General features: G+C 70.7%; 23 protein-coding genes and 1 pseudogene. 10 read left to right on the top strand and 14 right to left on the bottom strand.

What is annotated here, in order from left to right:
• Positions 1–401: 401 nt before the first annotated feature.
• From QH270_RS00945 to QH270_RS00935, 3 genes and pseudogenes are all read right to left on the bottom strand, one after another.
• A pseudogene (locus QH270_RS00945) lies at positions 402–959 on the bottom strand (histidine kinase); the annotation flags it as partial.
• Positions 956–2,371 (bottom strand): serine hydrolase domain-containing protein, encoded by a 1,416-nt coding sequence (locus QH270_RS00940; RefSeq protein WP_280338447.1) that lies wholly within the window; start codon positions 2,369–2,371, stop codon positions 956–958. The gene QH270_RS00940 and the pseudogene QH270_RS00945, both read right to left, overlap by 4 nt.
• An 87-nt stretch (positions 2,372–2,458) precedes the next feature.
• Positions 2,459–3,439 carry a helix-turn-helix transcriptional regulator gene (locus QH270_RS00935; protein WP_280338446.1) on the bottom strand — a complete coding sequence of 327 codons (981 nt, stop codon included), beginning with the start codon at positions 3,437–3,439 and terminating at the stop codon, positions 2,459–2,461.
• A gap of 62 nt (positions 3,440–3,501) precedes the next feature.
• Between QH270_RS00935 and QH270_RS00930 the strand changes: the two genes are divergently transcribed.
• Positions 3,502–3,993 carry a pyridoxamine 5'-phosphate oxidase family protein gene (locus QH270_RS00930; protein WP_280338445.1) on the top strand — a complete coding sequence of 164 codons (492 nt, stop codon included), beginning with the start codon at positions 3,502–3,504 and terminating at the stop codon, positions 3,991–3,993.
• A gap of 122 nt (positions 3,994–4,115) precedes the next feature.
• Here the strand turns inward: QH270_RS00930 and QH270_RS00925 are convergent, their stop codons facing one another.
• On the bottom strand, positions 4,116–4,907 hold the full coding sequence (locus QH270_RS00925; protein WP_280338444.1) for an isocitrate lyase/PEP mutase family protein: 792 nt from the start codon (positions 4,905–4,907) through the stop codon (positions 4,116–4,118).
• Positions 4,904–5,803 (bottom strand): hypothetical protein, encoded by a 900-nt coding sequence (locus QH270_RS00920; RefSeq protein ID WP_280338443.1) that lies wholly within the window; start codon positions 5,801–5,803, stop codon positions 4,904–4,906. Before QH270_RS00920 ends, QH270_RS00925 begins: the two co-directional genes overlap by 4 nt.
• Positions 5,804–5,867: 64 nt before the next feature.
• On the opposite strand from QH270_RS00920, the gene QH270_RS00915 reads away from it, so the two are divergent.
• Entirely contained in the window at positions 5,868–6,575 is a 708-nt protein-coding gene (locus QH270_RS00915; protein WP_280338442.1) for an ArsR/SmtB family transcription factor, read from the top strand.
• Between the two features lie 331 nt (positions 6,576–6,906).
• On the opposite strand, the gene QH270_RS00910 is transcribed toward QH270_RS00915, so the two are convergent.
• Positions 6,907–7,083: a YciI family protein gene (locus QH270_RS00910; protein ID WP_280338441.1), complete on the bottom strand. Its 177-nt coding sequence runs from the start codon at positions 7,081–7,083 to the stop codon at positions 6,907–6,909.
• A 33-nt stretch (positions 7,084–7,116) separates the two neighbouring features.
• Between QH270_RS00910 and QH270_RS00905 the strand changes: the two genes are divergently transcribed.
• The 8 genes from QH270_RS00905 (at position 7,117) to QH270_RS00870 (ending at position 15,487) form a co-directional block, all read left to right on the top strand.
• A complete protein-coding gene (locus tag QH270_RS00905; RefSeq protein WP_280338440.1) occupies positions 7,117–8,343 on the top strand; it encodes a cation:proton antiporter in 1,227 nt (408 codons plus the stop codon).
• Positions 8,344–8,370: 27 nt separating this feature from the next.
• Positions 8,371–9,429, top strand: coding sequence for an N-acetyl-gamma-glutamyl-phosphate reductase (gene argC / locus QH270_RS00900; protein ID WP_280338439.1), 1,059 nt, complete (start codon positions 8,371–8,373; stop codon positions 9,427–9,429).
• Entirely contained in the window at positions 9,426–10,652 is a 1,227-nt protein-coding gene (gene argJ, locus QH270_RS00895) for a bifunctional glutamate N-acetyltransferase/amino-acid acetyltransferase ArgJ (RefSeq protein ID WP_280338438.1), read from the top strand. Before argC ends, argJ begins: the two co-directional genes overlap by 4 nt.
• Positions 10,649–11,536, top strand: a complete 888-nt coding sequence (gene argB / locus QH270_RS00890) for an acetylglutamate kinase (RefSeq protein WP_280338437.1) — start codon at positions 10,649–10,651, stop codon at positions 11,534–11,536. Before argJ ends, argB begins: the two co-directional genes overlap by 4 nt.
• A complete protein-coding gene (locus QH270_RS00885) occupies positions 11,533–12,735 on the top strand; it encodes an acetylornithine transaminase (protein WP_280338436.1) in 1,203 nt (400 codons plus the stop codon). Before argB ends, QH270_RS00885 begins: the two co-directional genes overlap by 4 nt.
• Positions 12,732–13,664 (top strand): ornithine carbamoyltransferase, encoded by a 933-nt coding sequence (gene argF, locus QH270_RS00880; protein WP_280338435.1) that lies wholly within the window; start codon positions 12,732–12,734, stop codon positions 13,662–13,664. Before QH270_RS00885 ends, argF begins: the two co-directional genes overlap by 4 nt.
• A gap of 34 nt (positions 13,665–13,698) precedes the next feature.
• Positions 13,699–14,205, top strand: coding sequence for an arginine repressor (locus QH270_RS00875; protein ID WP_232997968.1), 507 nt, complete (start codon positions 13,699–13,701; stop codon positions 14,203–14,205).
• A gap of 73 nt (positions 14,206–14,278) precedes the next feature.
• Positions 14,279–15,487, top strand: a complete 1,209-nt coding sequence (locus tag QH270_RS00870) for a Fic family protein (protein ID WP_280338434.1) — start codon at positions 14,279–14,281, stop codon at positions 15,485–15,487.
• Here the strand turns inward: QH270_RS00870 and QH270_RS00865 are convergent.
• The 8 genes from QH270_RS00865 to QH270_RS00830 are packed head-to-tail and all read right to left on the bottom strand — an operon-like array spanning position 15,438 to position 22,582.
• A complete protein-coding gene (locus tag QH270_RS00865; RefSeq protein WP_280338433.1) occupies positions 15,438–15,821 on the bottom strand; it encodes a hypothetical protein in 384 nt (127 codons plus the stop codon). The two genes, QH270_RS00870 and QH270_RS00865, sit on opposite strands and share 50 nt — an antisense overlap.
• Positions 15,822–15,836: 15 nt before the next feature.
• Positions 15,837–16,487, bottom strand: coding sequence for a hypothetical protein (locus QH270_RS00860; protein WP_280338432.1), 651 nt, complete (start codon positions 16,485–16,487; stop codon positions 15,837–15,839).
• Positions 16,488–16,510: 23 nt separating this feature from the next.
• Positions 16,511–17,707: an MlaD family protein gene (locus QH270_RS00855; protein ID WP_280338431.1), complete on the bottom strand. Its 1,197-nt coding sequence runs from the start codon at positions 17,705–17,707 to the stop codon at positions 16,511–16,513.
• On the bottom strand, positions 17,704–18,780 hold the full coding sequence (locus QH270_RS00850; RefSeq protein WP_280338430.1) for an MCE family protein: 1,077 nt from the start codon (positions 18,778–18,780) through the stop codon (positions 17,704–17,706). Before QH270_RS00850 ends, QH270_RS00855 begins: the two co-directional genes overlap by 4 nt.
• Positions 18,777–19,850, bottom strand: a complete 1,074-nt coding sequence (locus QH270_RS00845) for an MCE family protein (protein WP_280338429.1) — start codon at positions 19,848–19,850, stop codon at positions 18,777–18,779. The genes QH270_RS00850 and QH270_RS00845 overlap by 4 nt, the downstream gene beginning before the upstream one ends.
• Complete coding sequence (locus QH270_RS00840; protein ID WP_280338428.1) at positions 19,850–20,881, bottom strand: MCE family protein; 1,032 nt, start codon at positions 20,879–20,881, stop codon at positions 19,850–19,852. Before QH270_RS00840 ends, QH270_RS00845 begins: the two co-directional genes overlap by 1 nt.
• Complete coding sequence (locus QH270_RS00835) at positions 20,878–21,900, bottom strand: MlaD family protein (protein WP_280338427.1); 1,023 nt, start codon at positions 21,898–21,900, stop codon at positions 20,878–20,880. Before QH270_RS00835 ends, QH270_RS00840 begins: the two co-directional genes overlap by 4 nt.
• Position 21,901: 1 nt before the next feature.
• Positions 21,902–22,582 carry a hypothetical protein gene (locus tag QH270_RS00830; RefSeq protein WP_280338426.1) on the bottom strand — a complete coding sequence of 227 codons (681 nt, stop codon included), beginning with the start codon at positions 22,580–22,582 and terminating at the stop codon, positions 21,902–21,904.
• Positions 22,583–22,643 lie beyond the last annotated feature (61 nt).

The following is a 22,643-nucleotide window of genomic DNA, read 5'->3' as shown; positions in this document are numbered from 1 at the left end:
GTGCTCGGCCTGGAACTTCAGGTCGGCCGCCGACCAGTCACCCGGCACCACGATGCACGGCGCGACGCCACCGAGTTCGCTGGTGATCGGCTTGGCCAGCGCGGGCGTGCCGGTCTTCTTGCGCTCGGCACCGATCCGGTGGCCTCGATCGGATTGTCGACGCTCACGCCGACGAATTCGGTGCCGCGTTCCACCCGCACGGCGACCTCGGCGCCGGGTGCGTGCCGGGTGGCGTTCGTCAGTGACTCGCGCACCACATGGGCCAGCGCGCGCTCGAGCGATGGCGGCAGCGGCGCTGTGTCGAGACCGTGTGTCGTGACGGTCATTCCGGCCGCGCGCGCTCGGTCGACGACCTCGGTGACCTTCTCGATGTGCTGGTCGGGCGCCCCCGCCTGGCGCAGGACGCCGATGGTGCCGCGGAGCCGGTCGGTGGCGGTGGTCGCCGATATCCGGAGTTCCGTCGCGGCGCGGCGGTGCGGCTCGGACAGTCCCGTGGTCAGCTCAAGCGCTCCCGCGCGCAGGGCGATGAGCGCCAGATCGTGGCCGAGGCTGTCGTGGATGTCGGCCGCGATCCGGGTGCGTTCGCGCAGCTCGGCGCGTTCGGCGACCAGCCGCTGAGCGAGTTCGAGCTGACGGACCCGGTGCGCGCTCGCCGCCAGCAGCTCGGCCTGCTGACGGCGGAACCGGCCCGCCGACCACGGCAGCGCGCAGGTGAGCGCGTAGGACAGCAGCACACCGCTGCCGGTCGCGAAATCGACCGAGGCGGCCACCACGCCGGGAACCGCGAGCAGCGCCAGCGTCGTCCACTCGCGCGGACCCGGCAGCCACCGACCGTGCAGGTAGGCGAGCACGGCCAGCGCGAGGAACACCGCTTGCCGCCACAGCGGGACCACGTCGAGGAACAGCCCGTTGAGCAGGGTCGCGACGCCGAGCAGCACCAGCACCGCCGCGTTTCTCATTCACCCGACCCTACCGACCGCAGCCGCCACAGCCGAGCCGCCACCGTTGCCGCGCCGGCGAGGGCGGTCGCGCCGAGCGCGATCGTCAGCGGGGCCGCGGCGAAGGTGAGCTGCGCCCAGGTGACGGTGCGGCCGTTCGCCAGGACCGAGACGGCGGCCGGATACCCGGCGAGCATCAGGGCGGGCGACAGCGCGGGCAGCAACCGGACGGCCCCGCGCCAGGCCGCTCGGTCACGCGTGGCCCGCGCCCAGCGCCGGGCCCGCAGCACGCCGAGGACCCCGAGCCCGGCGGCGGTCACGGTGATCGCGCCGAGCGCCGCCTCGATCCAGGGCCTGCTCCCGCCCGGCGCCGCCGGTGTCTCGCCGCGGCTCAGCGCCACCAGCCCGAGCATGATCTCGTAGCTGTCGTCGGTGAGGCCGGCGCTGTTGGTGAGCACCGCGAAGCCGTAGCCGCTGGCCGGATCGATCGCCTGGGCGGCGTTGTAGGTGAACAGGTTTCCCGAGTGGACGAGCAGCGCGTGTGGTGTCTCGGCGCTCCATCCCATGCCGTAGTCGTGCAGTACCGGCGTCCGCATCGTTCGGAGACTCTGCGCGGTCACCGGCTGCGGACCGTGGCCGGTCTGACTGATCAGCCATCGGCCCATGTCCGCCGCGGTGCTGATCACCGAACCACCCCCGCCGCCCTCGAAGCGAGCCGACTCCGGTCGCGGAATCCACTGGCCGAACAGGGAAACGAAGCCGTCGGCCGGTGCGGGGAGGTCGGCATCGGTGCCGCTGCTCGCCATGCCGAGCGGAGTGAAGATCCGCTCGCGCAGGTACTCGCCGAAGCCGCGACCGCTGACCACCTCCACCAGCCGGGCCGCGATGTCGTAGTTGACATTGCAATAGGCCCATGCCGTTCCCGGTTCGGCCCCGAGCGTGGCGGTGCGCAGGGTGGCGACATAGTCGGCCGACGATCGCGCCCGCTGGGTCGCCGCGATGTCGACCGTCCGGTCCGACAGTCCGGAGGTCTGGTTCAGCAAGTGGCGCACCGTGATCCGCGCCCCGCGCGGGTCGGCCGGCCGGAATTCCGGGAGTTGCTCCGCCACGGGGCCGTCCAGCGCGATCCGGCCCCCGTCGACGAGCGACATGACCGCGGCGGCGGTGAGGGACTTGGTCAGCGAGGCTATCCGCATGGGCGTGTGCGCGGTGACCGGGTCGCCGTGCGCGTCCCGGCCCGCGCCGGTGGCGTGCACGACCGAGTCCTCGCGGGTGACCACCAGTGAGATCCCGGGCAAGCCGGTCGAATCCATGGCGCGGTCGAGGTAGGACTCGATGGCGGCGGGGGACAGCTCGGCCGGGGGCGCGGCGGTGGCGCTCGGCGGGGTGAGAAGGCCGGCGATGAGCGCTGCCGTGAGGAGGGCGCGGTGCATGGTGTCGACCGTAGGAAGGACGGCGGGGTCGCGGATCCGACGAACGAACGGGACCGCACTCGACGAAAGTCGTGCGGTGGGCGAGGGTCAATCGTGCGGTGTGTCCACGTAGCGGGCGTGCATCGTCGCCGCGGTGGCGGCCATCGTGGCGCGGAGTTCGGGTGGATCGAGGACCTCGACGTACGCGCCGAGGGGGAGCAGGGCGTGCGCCAGGATCTCGTAGGTCTCGCCGGGGATGGTGATCTCGGCCCAGCCGTCGGCGTCGGGCGGGCCGAGCGTGGTGCGGGCCTGGCGGACGGCGGCGGGATCGTTCAGCAGGCGGAGCAGGGTCAGGTGCGTGGTCGAGATCCGGCAGCGCGCCTGGACGCGCAGGATCGACCGGGCGAACTCGTCGGCCGATTCCCGCCAGTAGGCCGGCAGTTCGAAATCGGCTGGGCGGGCGAAGGTTTCACCCGTCGGCACGGCCGCCTCGATCCGGCTCGCCCGATAGGACCTGATGTCGGCGCGGTCGCGCGCGATCAGATACCAGGTGCCCGCCTTCATGACCAGACCCAGCGGGTCGACGGTCCGTTCGACCGTCTTGTCGCGGCGCCCGTAGTCGATCCGCAGCCTGCGGTCGTGCCAGAGCGCGTCGGCGACCGTGGCCAGGGTGGGCGTCTCGTCCGGGCGGTGGAACCAGCCGGGCATGTCGATGTGGACGCGCTCGGCGATGCGGGTCGCGCGGCCGCGCAGTTCCGGCGGCAGGGCGGCGAGCATCTTGAGCTGCGCGGTGGCGAGGACCGTGCCGAGACCCAGGTCGGCGGCCGCGCCGGGCAGTCCGGCCAGCAGGACCGCGTCGGCCTCGTCGGAGGTCAGGCCGGTGAGGCGGGTCCGGTAGCCGTCGATCAGCCGCACGCCGCCGCCGCGCCCCGGCTCGCTGTAGACGGGCACACCGGCCGCCGAGAGCGCCTCCACGTCGCGATAGACGGTGCGCACCGACACTTCCAGCCCCCGCGCCAGCTCGCCGGCGGTCGTCCCGCCGTTGGCCTGCAACAACAGCAGTAGCTGCACCAATCTGCTCGCTCGCACGAATTCGAGCCTAGCCGCGAAACCTGACAGGAGGTGACAAGGTTCGGTCGTACCGTACGGGTATGACCACATGGAGCCAGTTCACCGAGGAAGCGCCGACCATCGCCGCCCTGTTCCAGCGCAGGCACCAGGCCACCGGCAACCTGTGCATGCTCGCCACCCTGCGGGCCGATGGGTCACCGCGGATCAGCCCGATCGAGCCGATGATCTTCGAGGGCATGCTCGTGCTGGCGGGCATGCCCGCCACCCGCAAGTTCGACGACCTCGCCCGCGACCCCCGCTTCTGCCTGCACACCGCCACCGTCGACACGAATGTCGCCGACGGCGACGCCAAACTCTTAGGCAGCGTGACCGACCTGCCCGACGAGGCCGTGCACGCCCGCTTCGCCCAGAAACTCTTCGACGACAGCGGATTCGACATCCGCGGGCAGAAGTTCGACCACTTCTTCGTCGCCGATCTCACCGGTGCGTCGACGGTCGAGGTCGAGGATGATCACCTGAACATCACCGTATGGAAGCCGGGCGCGGGGGAGCGGGTCGTCCGTAAGGATTGAGCGATCCGGCTCGCCCAGGCAAGAGCTTCTCCGCACCGCGTAGGCACGCCCCGTCCTCGGACATCCTGTCGGCCGGATCCGTGGTCCGAGCGGCGTGCCCATGGCGCGGCACGGCTGCGTTCTCACCGTGGTCGGTGGTGGGCCACCGGTGGTTCGAGGAGCGACTGGATCTCCCGGTAGCCGGGTGCGGCCGTGTGGTCACCTCGGTCGCCGCGCACGGTGCGGGCGAGACCGATCGCCGCGCCCAGCGCGGTGCGGTAGAGGGCGGATCCGGTACTGATCCGGCGGACGCCGAGCCGGGCCAGCGCGTCGACCGTGGGCCCGGCCGGAGCGTAGAGAGTGTTCAGCGGTAGCTCGGTCGCGCCGGCCAGGGCGGTGATGGTGCCGGGGTCGGTGACGCCGGGGACGAACAGCCCGTCGGCGCCGGCGGCCGCGTACTGTCGCGCCCGCGCCAGGGTCGAGGCCTGATCGATGCCGAACCAGTACGTGTCGATGCGAGCGTTGACGAACAGGTGCGGAACGCGCGCCGTGATGGTGTGCAGGAGTTCGGCTTGGCGTTCCGGTGCCGCGAGGGCCGTGTTGTCCCGGCCGTCCTCGATATTGATCCCGGCTACCCCGATGTCCGCCAGCCGGGCGACATAGTCGGCCACGGCCGCGGGATCGTCGGCGAATCCGGCCTCGATGTCGACACTCACCGGAACCGGCAGGCGCGCCAATCGCGACGCGAGAGCGAGGGTTTCGTCCGCGGACTCCGCTCTGCCGTCGGGCAGTCCCGCGGCGGCGGCGACACCCAGACTGGTAGTGCCGATCGCGGGAAACCCCGCCTCGACGAGCAACGCGCCGGAGGTGAAATCCCAGGCGTTGGGCAGGATCAGCGGGTGCTCGCCGCGATGGAGGTCGTGAAAGGTCGTCATGCGGATCTCCTCGAATCTGCTTCGGGTGTGGTCGTTTCGGCTGCCGCCCCTTCCAGAACCCCGGTCGCGAGCGCGAGCGCGTGCGCGCTGCCAGGGCACCGATGCGGCCCCGCTCCGAACCCCAGCCCCGGAAACCGCAGATCGAGCTCGGTGACCACACCGTCCACCACCCGCCGCGTGGACCGCAACGGCGGCGCCGCGGCCATGACCCGTGCGGCCCGCTCATCCTCCGGACCGCTGTCGAAATCCCTGGCAGCCGCGAGCAATTCGCCAGTCGCGGCACAAGCCTGCACCAGCACACAGATCATCGCGACAATCCTGTCGTCACTGGGGCTATCGGCGTGGCTGTGGCTGTGGCTGGGGCTGCCGGCGTGGCTGGGGCTGGGACTGTGGGCTTGGTTCGCGCCGTGGCCGTCGACGCGGTTGGGGCAGTAGGTGGGGCTGGTGCCGTGGCGATGGGGGTCGCTGAGTCGGACCTGGGCTGCGTCGCCCGGGTCGTCGGTGACGCCGCAGCGGATCGTGGCGCGGCACAGCGTGACCAGGTCAGTGACCGCGGCGTCCGCGGTCGGGGTGATCGGCTGGTGGGGCTGGTAGGCCGCGGCGATGATCGCGACGGTTTCTGCCGCGTTGTCCGGAAGGCCGAGTGCGGCGAGTAGGGCGCGGACGTGGGCGAGGGGCTGGCCGGCCGCGGCGCGGGCGTTCGCGCGCAGGGCTTCGGGGTCGAGGTGATCGAGCTCGCGCTGTACTGCCGCACGTGCGCGACGGTGTTCGGCACCGTCACGGAATCGGGGCACTCGTGCGCGGAGCCACGCGATGCCCGTCTCGCCGGGCGCGGGGACCGGCGGCATCGGTGCCGTGTGGAGGAGGGCGCGGACACGCTCGGGATCGCTGATCACGCCCCGACCGTAGGACCACGACAGTTCGGTGGCCGCCGAACGATCGGCGTCGCATGATGGACCGATGCCCACCCGTGCCGCCGCCCTCGCCGACTGGGCGGCCGTCCTCGCCGACCGGACCAGAGCCCACATGTGCCTGGCCCTGCTCGACGGCCGCGCCTGGACCGCGGGCGAGCTGGCCCGGCTCACCGGCGTCGCCCCGTCCACCGCGACGGGCCACCTGCACCGGATGAGCGGCGCGGGCCTGATCACCGAGCGCCGCCAGGGCAGGCACCGCTACGTCGAGCTGGCGAGCCCCGCCATCGCCCACCTGCTGGAAACCCTGCTCGCGGAACTGGACCCGGCCCCGGCACCGCCGACCACGCTGCGCGCCGCCACCGCCGACGCCGCGCTGGCCCGCGGCCGCACCTGCTACAACCACCTCGCCGGCCGCCTCGGCGTCACCATCACCGACGCCATGACCGCCCGGGGCTTCCTCGACGCCGACAACGCCCACGCCCTCACGGCCACCGGCACCGCCTGGCTCACCACCACCCTCGGCGTCGAGGAATCCGCCCTCACCCGAGCCCGCCGCCCGTTGACCCGCCCCTGCCTGGACTGGACCGAACGCCGCACCCACCTCGCAGGCCCGGCCGCGACCCTGCTCCACCGCCGCCTGCTCACCCTCGGCTGGATCGCCCGATCCGGCACCGGCCGCGCGATCCGCGTCACCCCCACCGGCGCGACCGCCCTCGCCGACACACTCGCCATCGACCCCACGGCTCTCACCTGATCCACGGGCCCCTGGACGCCGCCGGGGCGTTCGGTCACGGTGGGGCTCAGATCCGGCACGAACGAGCCGCCATCCCTGCCTCGGTCGTCACCGGCGAGGACAGTGCCACTTCCCGCCTGAGGCGGTCGATGGTGCGGAAATCGTCGACCTCGTCGTGGATCCGGCCGTACTCGCGCAGCGCATCGTCGCCGAGATCGCGGAGGACCCGTCGTCAACGGTAGCTGTCAGAAGGAATCCCTTCTGCGGCAGAGAAATTCGTGCTCTATGTCGTTCGAACTCAACGACGCGGCTCGGTCGTACGCGATCGTGGCCTCCTCGTCGCGGTGTCCATCTACCCCTGGGCCACCGGCCGCACCTCGATCGGCAAGATGAGCACCGCGACGAGCTCGCCCGCCCAGGCCGGCGCCTCGTCCAGCTCCTCGACCTCGATGAGGGTGAACCCGCCGAGGTGCTCGGTGCCCTCGGCGAACGGGCCGATTCTCGCCTCGACGCCCCAGCGAGGTGTCACGGATCGGCAGATCCGCTGTGCCACGATGAGGCGATGGAGCTGCTCGCGTCCGCCGCCGGGGACGGTCCGTCGCCGATCGTGTCGCTGTTCTGGATCGCGCTGGTGGCGGTGGTGGCGCCGCTGCTCTCGCGCGCCCTGCGCGGGTACGTACCGGATGTGGTGATCCTGCTCGTGGCGGGGACGATCCTCGGGCCCTTCGCGCTGGGCTGGGCGACCGAGGACGGGGGCGTCGATCTCATCAAGGAGCTCGGCCTCGGGATGCTGTTCCTGCTCGCCGGCTACGAGCTGGATCCCAAACTGCTCGGTGGACGGTCAGGACGGGTGGCCTGGCTGGTGTGGCTGGCGGGTCTCGTCTTCGCGTTCGGGCTGGTCGCCGTGCTGGCGAGCGGGGAGTCCACCACCAACCACATCGCGGTCGCCATCGCGATGACCTCCACCGCGCTGGGCACCCTGCTGCCGATCATCAAGCAGGCCGGGCTGCTCGACACCCCGCTGGGCCGGGCGGTCCTCGCCCACGGCGCGGTCGGCGAGCTCGGACCGATCGTGGCCATGTCGGTGCTGTTGAGCAGTCACAATGTGGGTGCCGCGCTGGTCGTGCTCGTCTTGTTCGTGCTGGCGGCGCTGCTGGTCGGCCTGATCCCGCTGCGCCTGTTCGACCGGGTCCCCGATCTCGGCGCTGCCCTGTCCCGCATGGACGGCGGCACCTCCCAGCTGCCCGTGCGCGGGTCGATCCTGTTGCTGCTGGTCCTCATGGTGGTGGCCGAACGCTTCGATCTGGACGTGGTGCTCGGCGCGTTCGCGGCGGGCATGGTGCTGCGCAGGCTCATCGCCGCCGGGCACCCGCGCGTCGACGAACAGCTGGAGACCATCGGGTACGGGCTGCTGATCCCGGTGTTCTTCGTGGTCTCCGGGATGGCGATCGATATGTCGGCGGTCGCGGGTCAGCCGCTGCTGTGGGTGTCGTTCGTGGCCGCCATCGCCGTCGCCCGCGGTCTGCCGGTCTGGCTGAGCGAACGGTTCGTCCCGCACGGGCGCAACCTGGAGTCGCCGCGCGAGCGGGCCCAGCTGGCGTTGTTCGCGGCCACCGGCCTGCCGATCATCGTGGCCGTCACCCAGGTGGCCGTGTCGACGGAGTTGATGACGGCCGACACCGCCTCGGTCCTCGTCGCCGCCGGCGCGACGACCGTCCTGGTCTTTCCGCTGGTAGCGAGGCTGATCGGCGGCAAGACGCCGGTCGTGACCGCACCTGCCCATGAATGAGCTTGCATAGTCGTGCATAATCATCACATGGTTGATTCGTCGGGAGGACCCGTGTTGCGGGTGGCGGTTGCCGGTGCGAGTGGATACGCCGGTGGCGAGGTGCTGCGACTACTGCTTGCCCATCCCGAGTACCGAGCCGGGCGCCTCGAGATCGGGGCGCTGACCGCCGGATCCAACGCGGGCACCGCGCTGGGCGCGCTCCAGCCGCACCTGCTGCCGCTGGCCGACCGGATCCTGCAGGACACCACCCCCGAGACCCTCGCCGGGCACGACATCGTGTTCCTCGGCCTGCCGCACGGGCAGTCCGGCGCCATCGCGCGGGCGCTGCCCGAGTCGACCGTGATCATCGACTGCGGCGCCGATTTCCGGCTCACCGATTCCGCCGCCTGGGAGAAGTACTACGGCGGCACCCACGCGGGCAGCTGGCCCTACGGCCTGCCCGAGCTGCCCGGCGGCCGGGAACGGCTGATCGGCGCGCGGCGCATCGCCGTCCCCGGCTGCTACCCGACCGTGTCGAGCGTGGCCCTGGCCCCGGCCGTCGCCGCGGGGATCATCGAGCCCGCCGTGCACGTCGTCGCCGTCAGCGGGACCTCGGGCGCGGGCCGCAAGCTCGACGTCGGCCTGCTCGGTTCGGAGGTGATGGGCAGCGTGCGCGCCTACAGCGTCGCGGGCGCGCACCGGCACACCCCCGAGATCGCGCAGAACCTGAAGGCCGCCGGTGGCGTCGACGTGTCGGTGTCGTTCACTCCCGTGCTGGCGCCGATGCCGCGCGGCATCCTCGCCACCTGCACCGCCCCGGTGAAGGTGGACGCGGCCGAAGCCCGCGCCGTCTACGAAAAGGCGTACGCCGACGAACCGTTCGTGCACCTGCTGCCCGAAGGGCTGCTGCCGCAGACGGGTTCGGTGCTCGGCTCCAACGCCATCACCCTGCAGGTCGCCGTCGACGCCGACGCGGGACAGCTGGTGGTGATCGGCGCGGTCGACAACTTGACCAAGGGCACCGCGGGCGCCGCGGTGCAATCGATGAATCTGGCCGTCGGCTTCGACGAGACCGCAGGACTTTCCACCGTAGGAGTGGCACCGTGACGACCCCTGATCCGCACCCGACGGACCACGGCAACCTGATCCACACCCAGGGCGTCACCGCCCCGCTCGGCTTCCGCGCCGCAGGCATCGCGGCGGGCATCAAGGCCAGCGGCAAGCCCGACCTCGCGCTCGTGCTCAACGAGGGCCCCGAATACGCCGCGGCCGGGGTGTTCACCAGCAACAAGGTCAAGGCCGCGCCGGTGCTGTGGTCGCAGCAGGTGCTGAAGTCGGGCCGCGTGCGCGCGGTCATTCTGAACTCCGGCGGCGCCAACGCCTGCACCGGGCCCGGCGGCTTCCAGGACACCCACAAGACCGCCGAGGAACTCGCCGCCGCACTGAGCAATTGGGGCACCGAGACCGGCGCGGGCGAGGTCGCGGTCTGCTCCACCGGCCTCATCGGTGACCGGCTTCCCATGGACAAGCTGATCCCCGCGATCACCGAGATCGTGCACGAGATGGGCGGCGGCATGTCCGGCGGCTCCGATGCCGCGCACGCCATCATGACCACCGACACGGTGCCCAAGGAATCGGCCTTCCACCACGAGGACAAGTGGAACGTCGGCGGCATGGCCAAGGGCGCGGGCATGCTCGCGCCGTCGCTGGCCACCATGCTCGTGGTGCTCACCACGGACGCGGTGGCGACTCCGGCCCAGCTCGACGAGGCGCTGCGCAAGGCCACGAAATACACCTTCGACCGGCTCGACGTCGACGGCTCGTGCTCGACCAACGACACCGTGCTGCTGCTGGCCAACGGCGCGAGCGGCGTGGCGCCCTCGCAGCAGGACCTCGACGACGCCGTCTTCACGGTGTGCGACGACCTGGCCGCCCAGCTCATGGCCGACGCCGAGGGTGTCACCAAGCGGGTGCGGGTGACCGTCGCCGGCGCGGCCACCGAGGACGAGGCGCTGATCGCCGCCCGCGCCGTCGCCCGCGACAGCCTGGTCAAGACCGCGCTGTTCGGCTCCGACCCGAACTGGGGCCGCGTGCTGGCCGCCGTCGGCATCGCGCCGATCACCCTGGACCCGGACCGGATCGCGGTGTCGTTCAACGGGAATCCGGTCTGTGTCGACAGCGTCGGTGCCCCCGGCGCCCGCGAGGTCGACCTGTCCGGCGAGGACATCGACGTGCTGATCGAGCTCAACGTCGGCGCGGGCACCGCGATGGTGCGCACCACCGACCTCTCGCACGCCTATGTCGAAGAGAACTCGGCGTACAGCTCATGACCGCCGGTGTGCTGCACAGCCTCTCGGCCCTGGACAAGGCGCACGTGCTGGCCGGCGCGCTGCCCTGGCTGCAGAAGTTCCGGGACAAGATCGTCGTCGTGAAGTACGGCGGCAACGCCATGATCGACGACGAGCTCAAGGCCGCCTTCGCCGCCGACATGGCGTTCCTGCGCACCGTCGGCGTGCACCCGGTGGTCGTGCACGGCGGCGGCCCGCAGATCAACGCTATGCTGAAGAAGCTCGGTATGGAAGGCGAATTCCGCGGTGGTTTCCGCGTCACCACCCCCGAGGTGATGGACGTGGTGCGGATGGTGCTGTTCGGTCAGGTCGGGCGCGAGCTCGTCGGCCTGATCAACGCGCACGGCCCGTACGCGGTCGGCATCTCCGGCGAGGACGCGCACCTGTTCACCGCGACCCGGCGCACCGTCACCGTCGAGGGCGTCGCGACCGACATCGGGCTGGTCGGTGACGTCACCGAGGTGAACCCGGGCGCCGTGCTCGATCTGATCGACGCGGGCCGGATCCCGGTGGTCTCGACCATCGCCCCCGACGCCGACGGCGTGGTCCACAACATCAACGCCGACACCGCCGCGGCCGCGCTGGCCGAGGGCATCGGCGCGGAGAAGCTCGTGGTGCTCACCGACGTCGAGGGGCTCTACACCGACTGGCCGGACCGCTCCTCGCTGACCAGCGAGATCGACGCGGCGGCGTTGACGGAGTTGCTGCCACGCCTGGATGCGGGCATGGTGCCCAAGATGGAAGCCTGCCTGCGCGCCGTGCAGGGCGGGGTGCCCAGTGCACACGTGATCGACGGCCGGGTACCGCATTCGGTGCTCCTGGAGTTGTTCACCGGCGAAGGAATCGGAACGATGGTGACCGCATGAGTGAAGTAGAGAAGCTGCAGCAGCGGTGGTCGGCCGCGATGATGAACAACTACGGCACCCCGAAGGTCGCGCTCGTGCGCGGCGCCGGCGCGGTGGTCTACGACGCCGACGGCAAGCGCTATGTCGACTTCCTCGGCGGCATCGCGGTCAACAGCCTCGGCCACGCCCACCCCGCCATCCTGGAGGCGGTCACCCAGCAGCTGGGCACCCTCGGCCACGTGTCGAACCTGTACGCCAGCGAACCGGTGATCGAGCTGGCCGAGAAGCTGCTCGCGCATTTCGGTGACGGCGAGGGCAAGGCGTTCTTCTGCAACTCCGGCACCGAGGCCAACGAGGCGGCGTTCAAGATCGCCCGGCTCACCGGCCGGACCAAGATCGTCGCCGCGGAGGAGGCCTTCCACGGCCGGACCATGGGCGCGCTCGCCCTCACCGGCCAGCCGTCCAAGCGGGCACCGTTCGAGCCCATGCCGCCCGGCGTGGTGCACGTGCCCTACGGTGACGCCGCCGCGCTCGAAGCCGCCGTCGACACCGACACCGCCGCGGTGTTCCTGGAGCCGATGATGGGCGAGAGCGGCGTCGTCGTCCCGCCGTTCGACTACCTGGCCCGGGCCAGGGAGATCACCTCGCGGGCGGGCGCGCTGCTGATCCTCGACGAGGTGCAGACCGGAATCGGCCGCACCGGAACGTTTTTCGCGCACCAGGCGGCGGGCATCGTGCCCGACGCGATCACCCTGGCCAAGGGGCTGGGCGGTGGCCTGCCGATCGGCGCCGTGCTGGCGCAGGGCCGGGCCGCCGAACTGCTGACCCCGGGTCTGCACGGCACCACCTTCGGCGGCAACCCCGTCTGCGCCGCCGCCGCGCTCGCGGTGCTGCGCACGATCGACGCCGAAGACCTGCTCTCCCATGTGGAATGGGTCGGCAAGAAGCTCAGCGACGGCATCGCGCTGCTCGGGCACCCGCAGATCGACCACGTGCGCGGCGCCGGTCTGCTGATCGGCATCGTGTTGCGCGACGACATCTCCGCCCACGTCGACGAGCGGGCGCGGGAGGCGGGCTACCTGATCAATCCCGCCAAGCCCAACGTGATCCGGTTGGCGCCGCCCCTGGTGCTCACCGAAACCCAGGCCGACAACTTCGTCGCCGACCTGCCCGAGATCCTCGACAAGGCCGCCGCCGATGCGAAGGGAACGACCAAGTGAGCCTGCGCCACTTTCTGCGCGACGACGACGTGACCCAGGCCGAACAGGCCGAAATCCTCGCTATCGCGGCGGAATTGAAGCAGAATCCGTTCGCGCACCGGCCGCTGGACGGCCCGCGCGGGGTCGGGGTGATCTTCGAGAAGAACTCCACCCGCACCCGGTTCTCGTTCGAGCTCGGCATCGCCCAGCTCGGCGGGCACGCGGTCGTCGTCGACGGCCGCGACACCCAGCTGGGCCGCGAGGAGACCCTCGGCGACACCGGCAGCGTGCTCTCGCGCTACGTCGAAGCCATCGTGTGGCGGACCTTCGAACAGTCCCGGCTCGACGAGATGTCGGCCACCGCGACGGTTCCCGTGGTGAACGCGCTGTCCAACGAGTTCCATCCGTGCCAGGTGCTCGCCGATCTGCAGACGATCAGCGAACGCAAGGGCGCCCTCGCCGGACTGAACCTCACCTACTTCGGTGACGGCGCCAACAACATGGCGCATTCGCTGCTGCTCGGCGGGGTGACGGCGGGGATGAACGTCACCGTCGCCGCGCCGGCCGGGTTCGAGCCGCTGCCGTGGATCCTCGAGGCCGCCGCCAAGCGGGCCGCCGAGACCGGCGCGACGGTGACCGTCACCAACGACCCGGTGGCCGGCGCCACGGGCGCGGATGTGCTCGTCACCGACACCTGGACCTCCATGGGGCAGGAGAACGACGGCCTCGACCGGGTCGGCCCGTTCCGGCCCTTCCAGGTCAACGGCGCGCTGCTCGCCGTCGCCGACCCGGAAGTCATGGTGATGCACTGTCTTCCGGCGCACCGCGGGGAGGAGATCACCGACGAGGTGCTCGACGGCCCGCACAGCGTGGTCTGGGACGAGGCCGAGAACCGGCTGCACGCCCAGAAGGCGCTACTGGTGTGGCTGCTCGCGAAAGCCGCCGCGTGAGACCGCGAACCGGGGCCGGCGCGGAGGCCCGGCGATGAGTACGGCACCCGAGAAGGGCTCGCCCGCCATCGCCCGCACCCGCGCCGGCCGCCAGTCCCGCATCGTCGAACTGCTGTCCGCGCACGCGGTCCGCAGCCAGACCGAACTCGCGGCCCTGCTGGCCGCCGAGGGCATCGAGACCACCCAGGCCACCCTCTCGCGTGACCTGGACGAACTGGGCGCGGTGAAACTGCGCGCCGCCGACGGTGGTGCCGGGGTGTACGTGGTCCCCGAGGACGGCAGCCCCGTCCGCGGCGTCACCGGCGGCACCGGCCGCCTCTCCAAACTCCTCGGCGACCTGCTGGTCTCCACCGACGCCAGCGGCAACCTCGCCGTCCTGCGCACCCCACCCGGCGCCGCCCACTTCCTGGCGAGCGCCCTCGACCGCGCCGCCCTGCCCTTCATCGTCGGCACCATCGCCGGCGACGACACCATCGCGGTCATCGCCCGCGAACCCCTCACCGGCGCCGAACTGGCCGCGGAGATCGAACGCCTGGCCTGAGACGGACACATAGCGTTAAGTAACGATGCTGCTTACTTAACGCTAACCACTCAGCCGTGGGTAAGATCGGCTGATGACGAACGATCCGGCTGGTTGGCCTGCCGTTCGATACGAACAGCACCCGTGGGCAGTGCGCGATGCCTATGTGTCGCGCACGCAATTGCGTCGACACGCCGGGCCCTATTCCGCCGCTGTGTTGTCCGACATCGCCGATCACCCGGTCGCACTGCCGGTCGGGCTCCTGGCCGAGGCCGAAGAGGCCGCCCAGGAGCTGGTGCGGTTCGACGCGCACCTCTCGGCCGAGCTCGGCGCCGACTGTGAACTCGGGCCGATGAGTTCGGTGCTCCTGCGCACCGAGAGTTCGGCGTCGTCACAGATCGAGAACCTCACCGTGGGCGCGCGGCAGCTCGCGATGGCCGAACTCGGTGAGCACACCAACCGGAACGCGCGCATCGTCACGGCCAATGTGCGCGCTATGGAAGCGGCGATCGACCTCGGCCGGGCGATCGACGCCGACTCGATCCTGTCGATGCACCGAGCACTACTCGGTGAATCCGATCCCACCCAGGCCGGACGCTGGCGCGACCAGCAGGTGTGGATCGGCGGCGGCAACCTCGGCCCACATCTGGCTGACTTCGTTCCCCCGCACCATGATCGAGTACCCGCTGCGGTTGCCGACCTTCTCCGGTTCGTGCAGCGGACGGATGTGCCGGCCTTGGCGCACATCGCGCTCGCGCATGCGCAATTCGAGACGATCCATCCATTCACCGATGGCAACGGCCGAACCGGCCGAGCCCTTGTCCACGCGATGCTGAGCAGCAAGCAGCTGACCAGTCACGTCACCGTGCCGATCTCGGCGGGACTGTTGGTGCACACGGGGCGCTACTTCGATGCGCTGACCCGATTCCGATCCGGTGACCCCGAACCGATCGTGCGCCAGTTCGTCGACGCGGCCTTCTATGCCATCAGCAGCGGCCGCCGACTCGTCGACGAGCTCCGTTCCGCCCGCGCCGCCTATCGTGCGCAGACCACAGCGCGTGCGGATTCCACGGCATGGACGCTGATCGATCGGCTCATCGCGCAGCCGGTGGTGAACAGTACCTTTGTCGCGGAGTCCTGTGGCATCAGTGGAGTCGCCGCGCAGCGAGCCATCGATCGCCTGGTGGAATCCGGAGTGCTGCGAGAGGTTTCGCAGCGCGCCCGCAACCGGGTCTGGCAAGCCGACGGAGTCCTCACCGCGCTCGACGATTTCGCGACCGGAATTCGGCGAGTCCGCGGCTGACACTCCCGAACCGCCGGAGCGCCACGCGGATCGTCCACGCGCCCAGGCCCGCCGCGATCGCCGCGCCGGTCAGCAGGAGGGCCGCGGTCGCGGCGTAGGCCGCCCAGGTCGGCAGGACCTGCTCGAGCCCGCCGACCAGGGCGGCCAGGGCGAAGGCGCCGCCGATGGTGGCGGCTACCGCGGCGGCGGTGAGTGTCAGAGCGGCGGCGACGGCCAGTCGCAACCGGTCGGCCAGAGCCGTGACCACCGTGGTGACCTCGCGGCGGGCGCGGCGCAGGAGCGGCGAGTTCCGCAGCGCGGAGTCGGGGCGGGGCAGCGTGTTCTGGGATGGCATGGAAGTCCTCCGGTTTCAGTGGGCGAGCAACGGGGAGCCGACTTCGCTGACCAGCCAGCGGTCGGCGTCCTTGCGTAGGGACATGGTCACCGCGAGCTGGCCGGGAGTGGGTGCGCCCTTGGTGCCGAGGCTGGTGATCGTCTGGTTGATGACGGCGACGGCGCGTGCGGTGGTCTCGTCGGCGGATTCGATGGCGCAGCGGACATCGCCGACGGTGGAGACCACCTGGCCCTGGGTCAGGACATCGCGCAGATCCTCGCTGGTGGCGTCGAATTCGGTCTTCCAGTCGCCGGTGGCACCCGCCAGGACCGCGGCGAAATAGGTGTCGAGATCCTTGGCGTCGTAGCGGGCCAGGATCGGGGCGTAGGCGCAGGCCGCCTGCTGGGCGGCGTCACGGGCCGCCTCGCGAGCACGGATCCGGTGGTTGTCCACGGCCAGGTAGGTGGCGACGCCGACCGCGACCAGAGCGACCACCGACACCAGCGTGACGGTGCGGCCCAGTGTGATTCGACGGGTGATCTGCGCCGGATCGGATCTCGGCTCCGCACCGACCCCGGGTCCGATCGGCTCATCCCGTCCACTGCGATCAGCATCGGCGCCGGCCGGTTCGCTGTCAGCAGGTTCGGTGTCGTTCGGGTCGTCGGTCGGCTGTTGGTCGGTGGTCATCGGTCCGTCCTCGGGTCGTGGATTCACTTGGCGGGCAGGGGAACAGACAGTTCGTCGCCGGTGACGCCCGGCGGCGGGCCCGACCCGTTGTCGGGGACAGCGGGCCGTGGCGCGTTGGCCGACCCGCGGATCTGGAGCTCGGGTCGGCTGGTGACGCAGTAGTTGTAGAGCCGCGTGCGGCCGTCGGAGACCTCGACGGGGGAGACCGGGATCGACTCGTATTCGCAAGTCGGTCGCGGCCACGCCTCCGCCAGGGTGTGGAAAGCGTTGTCGTGGGCGGGGATACCGACGGCGACCACACCGGTGCGCAACGCGGGGAACAGCGCCGTCATCGCGGGCGTGCGCAGCCGCGCGGCCCTGGTGATCGCGACGAAGTTGGTCACCAGATTCGTCAGCGGATCGGTGGTCTCGGTGAGCACTCCACTCAGCGAGGCCAGCCGCCCCGGACCGAGGTCGAGTAGCTCGCGTACCTCCTGATCGGCCGCGTTCATCTGGTCGAACAGGGTGCCGGAGCCGCGCACGAGCGTGCCGAGATCGGGTTGCGCGTGGCTCGTCGTCTCCGCGATGACCTGCAGATTCCGGATCAATTCGGTGGTCTGCGGCAACAATCCGGTGAGCCCGGCCACGGCCTGACTGAGGCCGCTGATGACAGTGCGCAGCACATCGGGACCGCCGCCGAGCGCGCGATCGAGCTCGTCGACGATCACGGTGAGCCGCTCCGGATTCATGCCGGCGACCAGCGCCCCGGTATTCGACAGGAACGAATCGATGGTGACCGGGGTGCTCACCCGATCCGCGGACACGACGGCACCATCGGCGAGATAGGGACCGTCCCCGGTGGCGGGCCGGAAGTCGAGATACTGCTCACCCGCCGCCGACAAGCGGCCGACCGCCACCGGCGAGTCGACGGGAATGCTTGCGGCACTGTCTATCTCGGCGTCGGCGCGAATTCCGTCGCCGTCGATGACGATCGCGCGCACGGATCCTACCCGCACGCCGCGCACGGTGACGGTGCTGTGCGGCAGCAGGCCACCGGAGCGATCCAGGTGCACCCGGACGGTGTAGGTCGCGCGCAGCGGCCGCATCCCGGCGACGTCGACGGCGATGTACCCGGCGCCGACCACCAGCAGCCCGACCATCCCGAGCAGGGCGAACAGCGTGCGCGCCTCGTGGACCCGACGGGCCAGCCGGACCACGAGTCCGGCACCGCGATCGATCATCGGTGGCCTCCCTGCAACCGGCCGAGCACTCGGGCCAGCACCTGGGAGAGGCTGCCGATGAAGGCCGTCACATCGGTGCCGTCGGGCAACCTGCTGCCCGACGGATCGGTCAGCGCGCCCACGTCCAGGAACGACACCGTCGCCGCCACCGCGAGACTCGACCCCTCGGTGCTGGCCCGCACGGCCGGGGCGAGCGCGTTGAACTGGTCGAGGGTGCCCGCGAGATCGTCACCCATCCGGGTGAATCCCGCCATCAGCCGCTGCACGCTGTCGAACAGGCTGAGGAATTGCGGGCCGGTGGTATCGGTGAAGTCGCCGAGCGCGGCCGTCACCGTGGACACCTTCGTCGTGAGATCGGTGATGGCCCTGTTGTTCTCGGCGATCACCGCGATCAGATCGGGGAAGGTGTCGGCCGCCTGCCCGAGCTCGGTCTTGCGGGCGCGCAGCGTCGCGGTGAGTCCGTCGAGCCCGTGCAGTACCGAATCTATCTGGCCTGTCCGCTGATTCAGTGCCGAGAGGACGGCGGTGAGCTCGGTGAGCAGATGCGCCAGCTGCGGGCCGCGCCCACCGACGATCGCGTTCAGCTCCGAGGTGATCCGGGCGACCTGGTTCATCGCCCCACCGTCGAGCAGCATCGACATCGCCATCATGAGCTCCTCGACCGAGGCGCCCGCGGAGGTGTGCGCGCGGTCGATGACGTCCCCGTCGCCGAGCAGCGCCGCGTCGGGACGGTGATCGGGCAGCGTGACGGCCACGTGGATGTCGCCGAGCGGCGTCGACTGCCGCAGTTCGGCGCGGGTGCCGCGCGGCAGGGCGACGTCGCGACGGACCTCGAGCTCGACCTCGGCGAGGAAGTTCGTGGTGTCGATCCCGGTCACGACGCCGATGTCGATGCCGCCGATCTTCACCCGGGCCCGTTCCGGGAGATTGAGCGCGTTGTCGAACACCGCGCGCAGCCGATAGGACGGGCCGTCCACGCCGGGTCTTGGCAACGGCACGGTGTCGACGGTGCACGAGGCGATGCTCACCGTGGCCAGCACCGTGACGGCGAGGCGAGCGGCGCGGCCGGTCATTCGGTGAGTCCGAGCAGCGCGGCGGTCAGACCGAAGTCCGGACCGAAGTCCATCAGTTTGCCGGTGCGGCAGCCGTCGGCGCGCAGCGCGAGCCGCTCGCACAGGGTCGACAGGATCTCGTTGTCCAGCAACGATTTATCGGTGAGCAGATGCAGCCGCATCGCCTGATGCTCGGTGCTGACCGATCGGCTGAGGTTCTCGAACAGCAGTGGCGCCACGTCGACGATCTCGGTGAGCCCGCGGGCATTGTCGCGCATCTGCGCGGTGATGCCGACGAGGCGGCGCACCGCGTCGGTGAGCGGTACCTGGTTCTCGGCCAGGACCGTCGAGGTGTTGGCGATGAAGTCGTCGATCTGGGCGAGCACGGCCGCCAGCCCGGGCGCCTGCTCGGCGAGCAGCGTCACCAGCTCGGTGAGCCGGGCGCTGAAGTCGCGCACCGTCTGATCGTTACCCGCCACCACCGCGGTGAGTTCGTTCAATTCGACGACGGTGCTGGTGATCTGGTCGCGGTTGGCCAGCGTCACCTCGAAGGCGCCCGCCAGTGCGTCGAGGGTCTCGCGAATGCGGTCGCCGTTGCCGTCGAGCATCGGGAACAGGACCCGGCTGGCCATCGGGCCCTCGGTGTCGTCGCCACGCAGCGCGGCGCCGAGCTGCTCGAAATTGCGCAGGATGCGGTCGAGTTCGACGGGAGTCCTGGTGCGCGTCAGTGGAATATGGGTGCCGTCGGTCAGTGTCGGGCCCGCACCGGTGTAGGCGGGAGTGAGTTCGACGTGCCGATTGGTGATGAGCTGCGGGGAGACCAGCGCGGCCATCGCGTCGGCGGGCAGCTCGGTGTCCTCCTCGATGGTCATCCGCACCTCGACGTAGGCTCCGCGCTGTTCGATCGCGTCGACCCGGCCCACCGGAACACCGAGGACCGACACCTCGTTCCCGACGAAAAGACCGGCGGCGCTGTCGAAATCGGCACTGATCCGCATCGTGTCCGGCCGCAGCGACATCGGGATCGACGAGCATCCCGCGCCGGCCACCGTCAGTGCCACCAGGACGGCGGCGCGTATCGCCCTGCGCATCAGCGGCACCCCTCGACGGCATGGACCAGACACAGCCAGTTGTCCGGGAACAACCACGGCATATAGACCTCCCCGTACGGCCCCTGCCCGAAGCCGTTGTTGAACTGGCGCATCGTCACGGGCATCACCTGATAGAGCGCGTCGAGGTTGGCCCGGTTCTTCTCCAGGCCCTGTGACATCGTGTTCAGGCTGTGGATGAGCGGGCCGAGCCTGCCGCCGTTGTCGACGCCCATCTCCTGCAGGACCTTCGACGCGGCGGCGACATTGTCGAGCAGGTCGCGGATCAGGTCCCGGCGGCGCGTCACGGCGTCACCGATCGCCTGCCCCCTGGTGAGGAGCAGGAGCACGCTGTTCTGGTTGTCGGCGATCAGGCTCGACACCTGGTCCATGCTGTCGAGCAGCCGGTCGACCTCGTCGCGGCGCGTGGCCACGATCTTCGCCAGCGCGCCGACACTGTCGAGCGCCTGGGCGGTGAGGCGTGGTGAGTCGCCCATCTGCGTGTCGACCGCGTCCAGACTCGCGCGCAACGCATTCGGGTCGAGCCGCTCGAGATGTTCGAAGGAGTTGCGGTACTTCGGATCGTGCACGACCTTGGCCAGGTTGTAGGGAACGGTCGTGGCGGACAACGGAATTCGCCGGCCGTCGAGGTCCGTGCCCCGGCCGGGATCGAGCTCGACGTGCATCTTGCCGAGAATCGTCGACATCTCGATGGCCGCCTTGGCGTCGCGACCCAGCTCGACCTCCGAGCGCACGCTCATCGCCACGACCACACGGTCCCGCTCCAGCCGCACCGATTTCACGGTGCCCACCTCGATCCCCGCGATGTCGACACTGTTGCCCGTCCGCAGGCCGGCGGCCTGGGCGAACTCGGCGTGCACCGTCGCCTTGCCGAGTTCGGCGCGCGCGAGCAGGCCGGAGCCGAGGACCAGCGCCACCACGGCGGCACCCGCGGCGAGGCCGAGCCACAGGTTCCGGTTGCGGGTCGACGCGCGGACCGCCGCGACACCCCGGGCGAACAACACCGCGATCATCGGCACACCTCCGTGTGAGAATTGCCGCCCACCTGCGAGAACAGCCCGCGTGGGAACAGCACGCCCCACAGCGAGACGTCCAGACCGCAGACGTGGGCGTTGATATAGGTTCCGTTGCCGGCGATCCGGGCCAGGCCGGCCAGCACCAGCGGCAGCTCGATCGCCGAGTGGTCCAGGCGTTCACCGTTGGCCAGCAGCAGCTCCACCCCGGTGCTCGCCTGCTGCTGGGCCAATGCCATGCCGGGCGCTACCCGCCCGATCAGGTCGGTGAGCGCGGTCGTCGACGCGGCGATGCCGGTGACCGCCTCGCTGAGGACCGCGCCCTGCTCGTACAGGCCGGTCACCAGGGCCCGCGACTGGGTGATGAGGGTCTCCAGCTCGCCGCTGCGGTGGGCCAGACTCGCGATGACATCGCTCAGATTGCTGATCACCGCGCCGAGGATCTCGTCGCGTTCCCCGAACGTGGCGGCCAGTGCCGCCGCCTGGGTGATCAGGGCCGACAGCGACACCCCGTCACCCTGCAGGGCCTGGACGAGGGTTTCCGACAGGGAATTCACCTCGTCCGGCTGCAACAGGCTGAACAGTGGCTCGAAACCGGAGAGCATGGTGGAGACGTCGAACGAGGACTCGGTGCGCTCCAGGGGAATCGAGCCGCCGGCGGGGAGCGGTTCGCCCGGTTGCTGGCCCAGCGCGAGCGCGACATAGCGCTGACCGATCAGATTCTGATAGCGGATGAGCGCCTTCGTGGTCGTGCTCAGGTGCTGGCGGGCCCGCACCGACAGGGTCACCCTGGCATGTCTGCGGTCGACGAGCTCGATCGCGTCGACCCGGCCGACACGCACTCCGGCGATCCGCACGTCATCGCCCTCGCGTAGCCCGAGCACGTCGGTGAACGTGGCGCTGTAGCGGTGGGTGTCGCCGGGGACCGAACGCTGCAGGGTCGACCAGATCGTGACGGTCGCGACGAGTGCCAGCGCGACGAACACGGCGAGACCGAGATAGGTGGTGCGCGAACGCATGTCAGTGCCCTCCGGCGGGTGTGTCGAGGGTGACGGTCGCCCCGGTCAGCACGGTGCCGAGGAGCAGCAGCTCGGTGAGATTCGGCTTGCCGCCGACGAGTGCCGCGACGGCATCCGGGCCGGTCAGGACGATCGGCTCGGTGCGACTCGCGGGTGCGGTGAGACCGGGGACGACGAGTCCGGGGATGGGGGGAAGTGACAGCCCAGGCAGGGCGGGCGCGGTCAGCGTCGGCAGTCCGGGCATCGGGGCGGGGCCCGCCGTGGCGAGCCATCCCGGCAGCAGCTGGGCCGGATAGGTCTGCGGCGCGGCTGTTTCGGGCACCGAGGGCCCACCGCAGCGAGGTCCGCTCAGTGCGCCGTAGCGGGGGCAATCGGCCGCCGTGTACTGCCGGAACGGGGTGAACGAGACCGTGATGTCCCAGCGCATCTGTTTGCTCGGTCCCCAATTGAACACGGTGGCGAGGCGGGTCAAGGAGGTGCCGAGTCCGGTGACGGTGTCGGTGAGTGCCGAGGGATCGGCGGCCAGCGCGCCGAATGTCTCGTCCAGACCGACCACCAGTTCCTTACCGGCGTCGGGATTCCGGGCGAACAGGTCCTGGGTGGCGTCGGTGGCGCTGCCCGCGGCGGTCAGCAGCTCGACGCCCCCGGCGCGGCGCGCGGGGGTCGTGCGCGCCGGCTGCACCCAGCGGCCGCGGGTGTAGGGCAGTTAGGGGGCCCACCCGTTAAACCCGGGCGCCCCCCGC

The organism is Nocardia neocaledoniensis, from assembly GCF_029868625.1.
Classification (GTDB): Bacteria; Actinomycetota; Actinomycetes; order Mycobacteriales; family Mycobacteriaceae; genus Nocardia; species Nocardia neocaledoniensis_A.
The sequence above is the reverse complement of the archived record's forward strand: the minus strand, read 5'-3'. Positions and strand labels throughout refer to the sequence as shown.

Coding starts and splice junctions, on each gene's coding strand:
- QH270_RS00940 (WP_280338447.1), bottom strand. CDS start 2,371: ATGCACCGCGCCCTCCTCACGGCAGCGCTCATCGCCGGCCTTCTCACC.
- QH270_RS00930 (WP_280338445.1), top strand. CDS start 3,502: ATGACCACATGGAGCCAGTTCACCGAGGAAGCGCCGACCATCGCCGCC.
- QH270_RS00925 (WP_280338444.1), bottom strand. CDS start 4,907: ATGACGACCTTTCACGACCTCCATCGCGGCGAGCACCCGCTGATCCTG.
- QH270_RS00915 (WP_280338442.1), top strand. CDS start 5,868: ATGCCCACCCGTGCCGCCGCCCTCGCCGACTGGGCGGCCGTCCTCGCC.
- QH270_RS00905 (WP_280338440.1), top strand. CDS start 7,117: ATGGAGCTGCTCGCGTCCGCCGCCGGGGACGGTCCGTCGCCGATCGTG.
- argC (WP_280338439.1), top strand. CDS start 8,371: ATGGTTGATTCGTCGGGAGGACCCGTGTTGCGGGTGGCGGTTGCCGGT.
- argB (WP_280338437.1), top strand. CDS start 10,649: ATGACCGCCGGTGTGCTGCACAGCCTCTCGGCCCTGGACAAGGCGCAC.
- QH270_RS00885 (WP_280338436.1), top strand. CDS start 11,533: ATGAGTGAAGTAGAGAAGCTGCAGCAGCGGTGGTCGGCCGCGATGATG.
- QH270_RS00875 (WP_232997968.1), top strand. CDS start 13,699: ATGAGTACGGCACCCGAGAAGGGCTCGCCCGCCATCGCCCGCACCCGC.
- QH270_RS00870 (WP_280338434.1), top strand. CDS start 14,279: ATGACGAACGATCCGGCTGGTTGGCCTGCCGTTCGATACGAACAGCAC.
- QH270_RS00865 (WP_280338433.1), bottom strand. CDS start 15,821: ATGCCATCCCAGAACACGCTGCCCCGCCCCGACTCCGCGCTGCGGAAC.
- QH270_RS00860 (WP_280338432.1), bottom strand. CDS start 16,487: ATGACCACCGACCAACAGCCGACCGACGACCCGAACGACACCGAACCT.
- QH270_RS00855 (WP_280338431.1), bottom strand. CDS start 17,707: ATGATCGATCGCGGTGCCGGACTCGTGGTCCGGCTGGCCCGTCGGGTC.
- QH270_RS00850 (WP_280338430.1), bottom strand. CDS start 18,780: ATGACCGGCCGCGCCGCTCGCCTCGCCGTCACGGTGCTGGCCACGGTG.
- QH270_RS00845 (WP_280338429.1), bottom strand. CDS start 19,850: ATGCGCAGGGCGATACGCGCCGCCGTCCTGGTGGCACTGACGGTGGCC.
- QH270_RS00840 (WP_280338428.1), bottom strand. CDS start 20,881: ATGATCGCGGTGTTGTTCGCCCGGGGTGTCGCGGCGGTCCGCGCGTCG.
- QH270_RS00835 (WP_280338427.1), bottom strand. CDS start 21,900: ATGCGTTCGCGCACCACCTATCTCGGTCTCGCCGTGTTCGTCGCGCTG.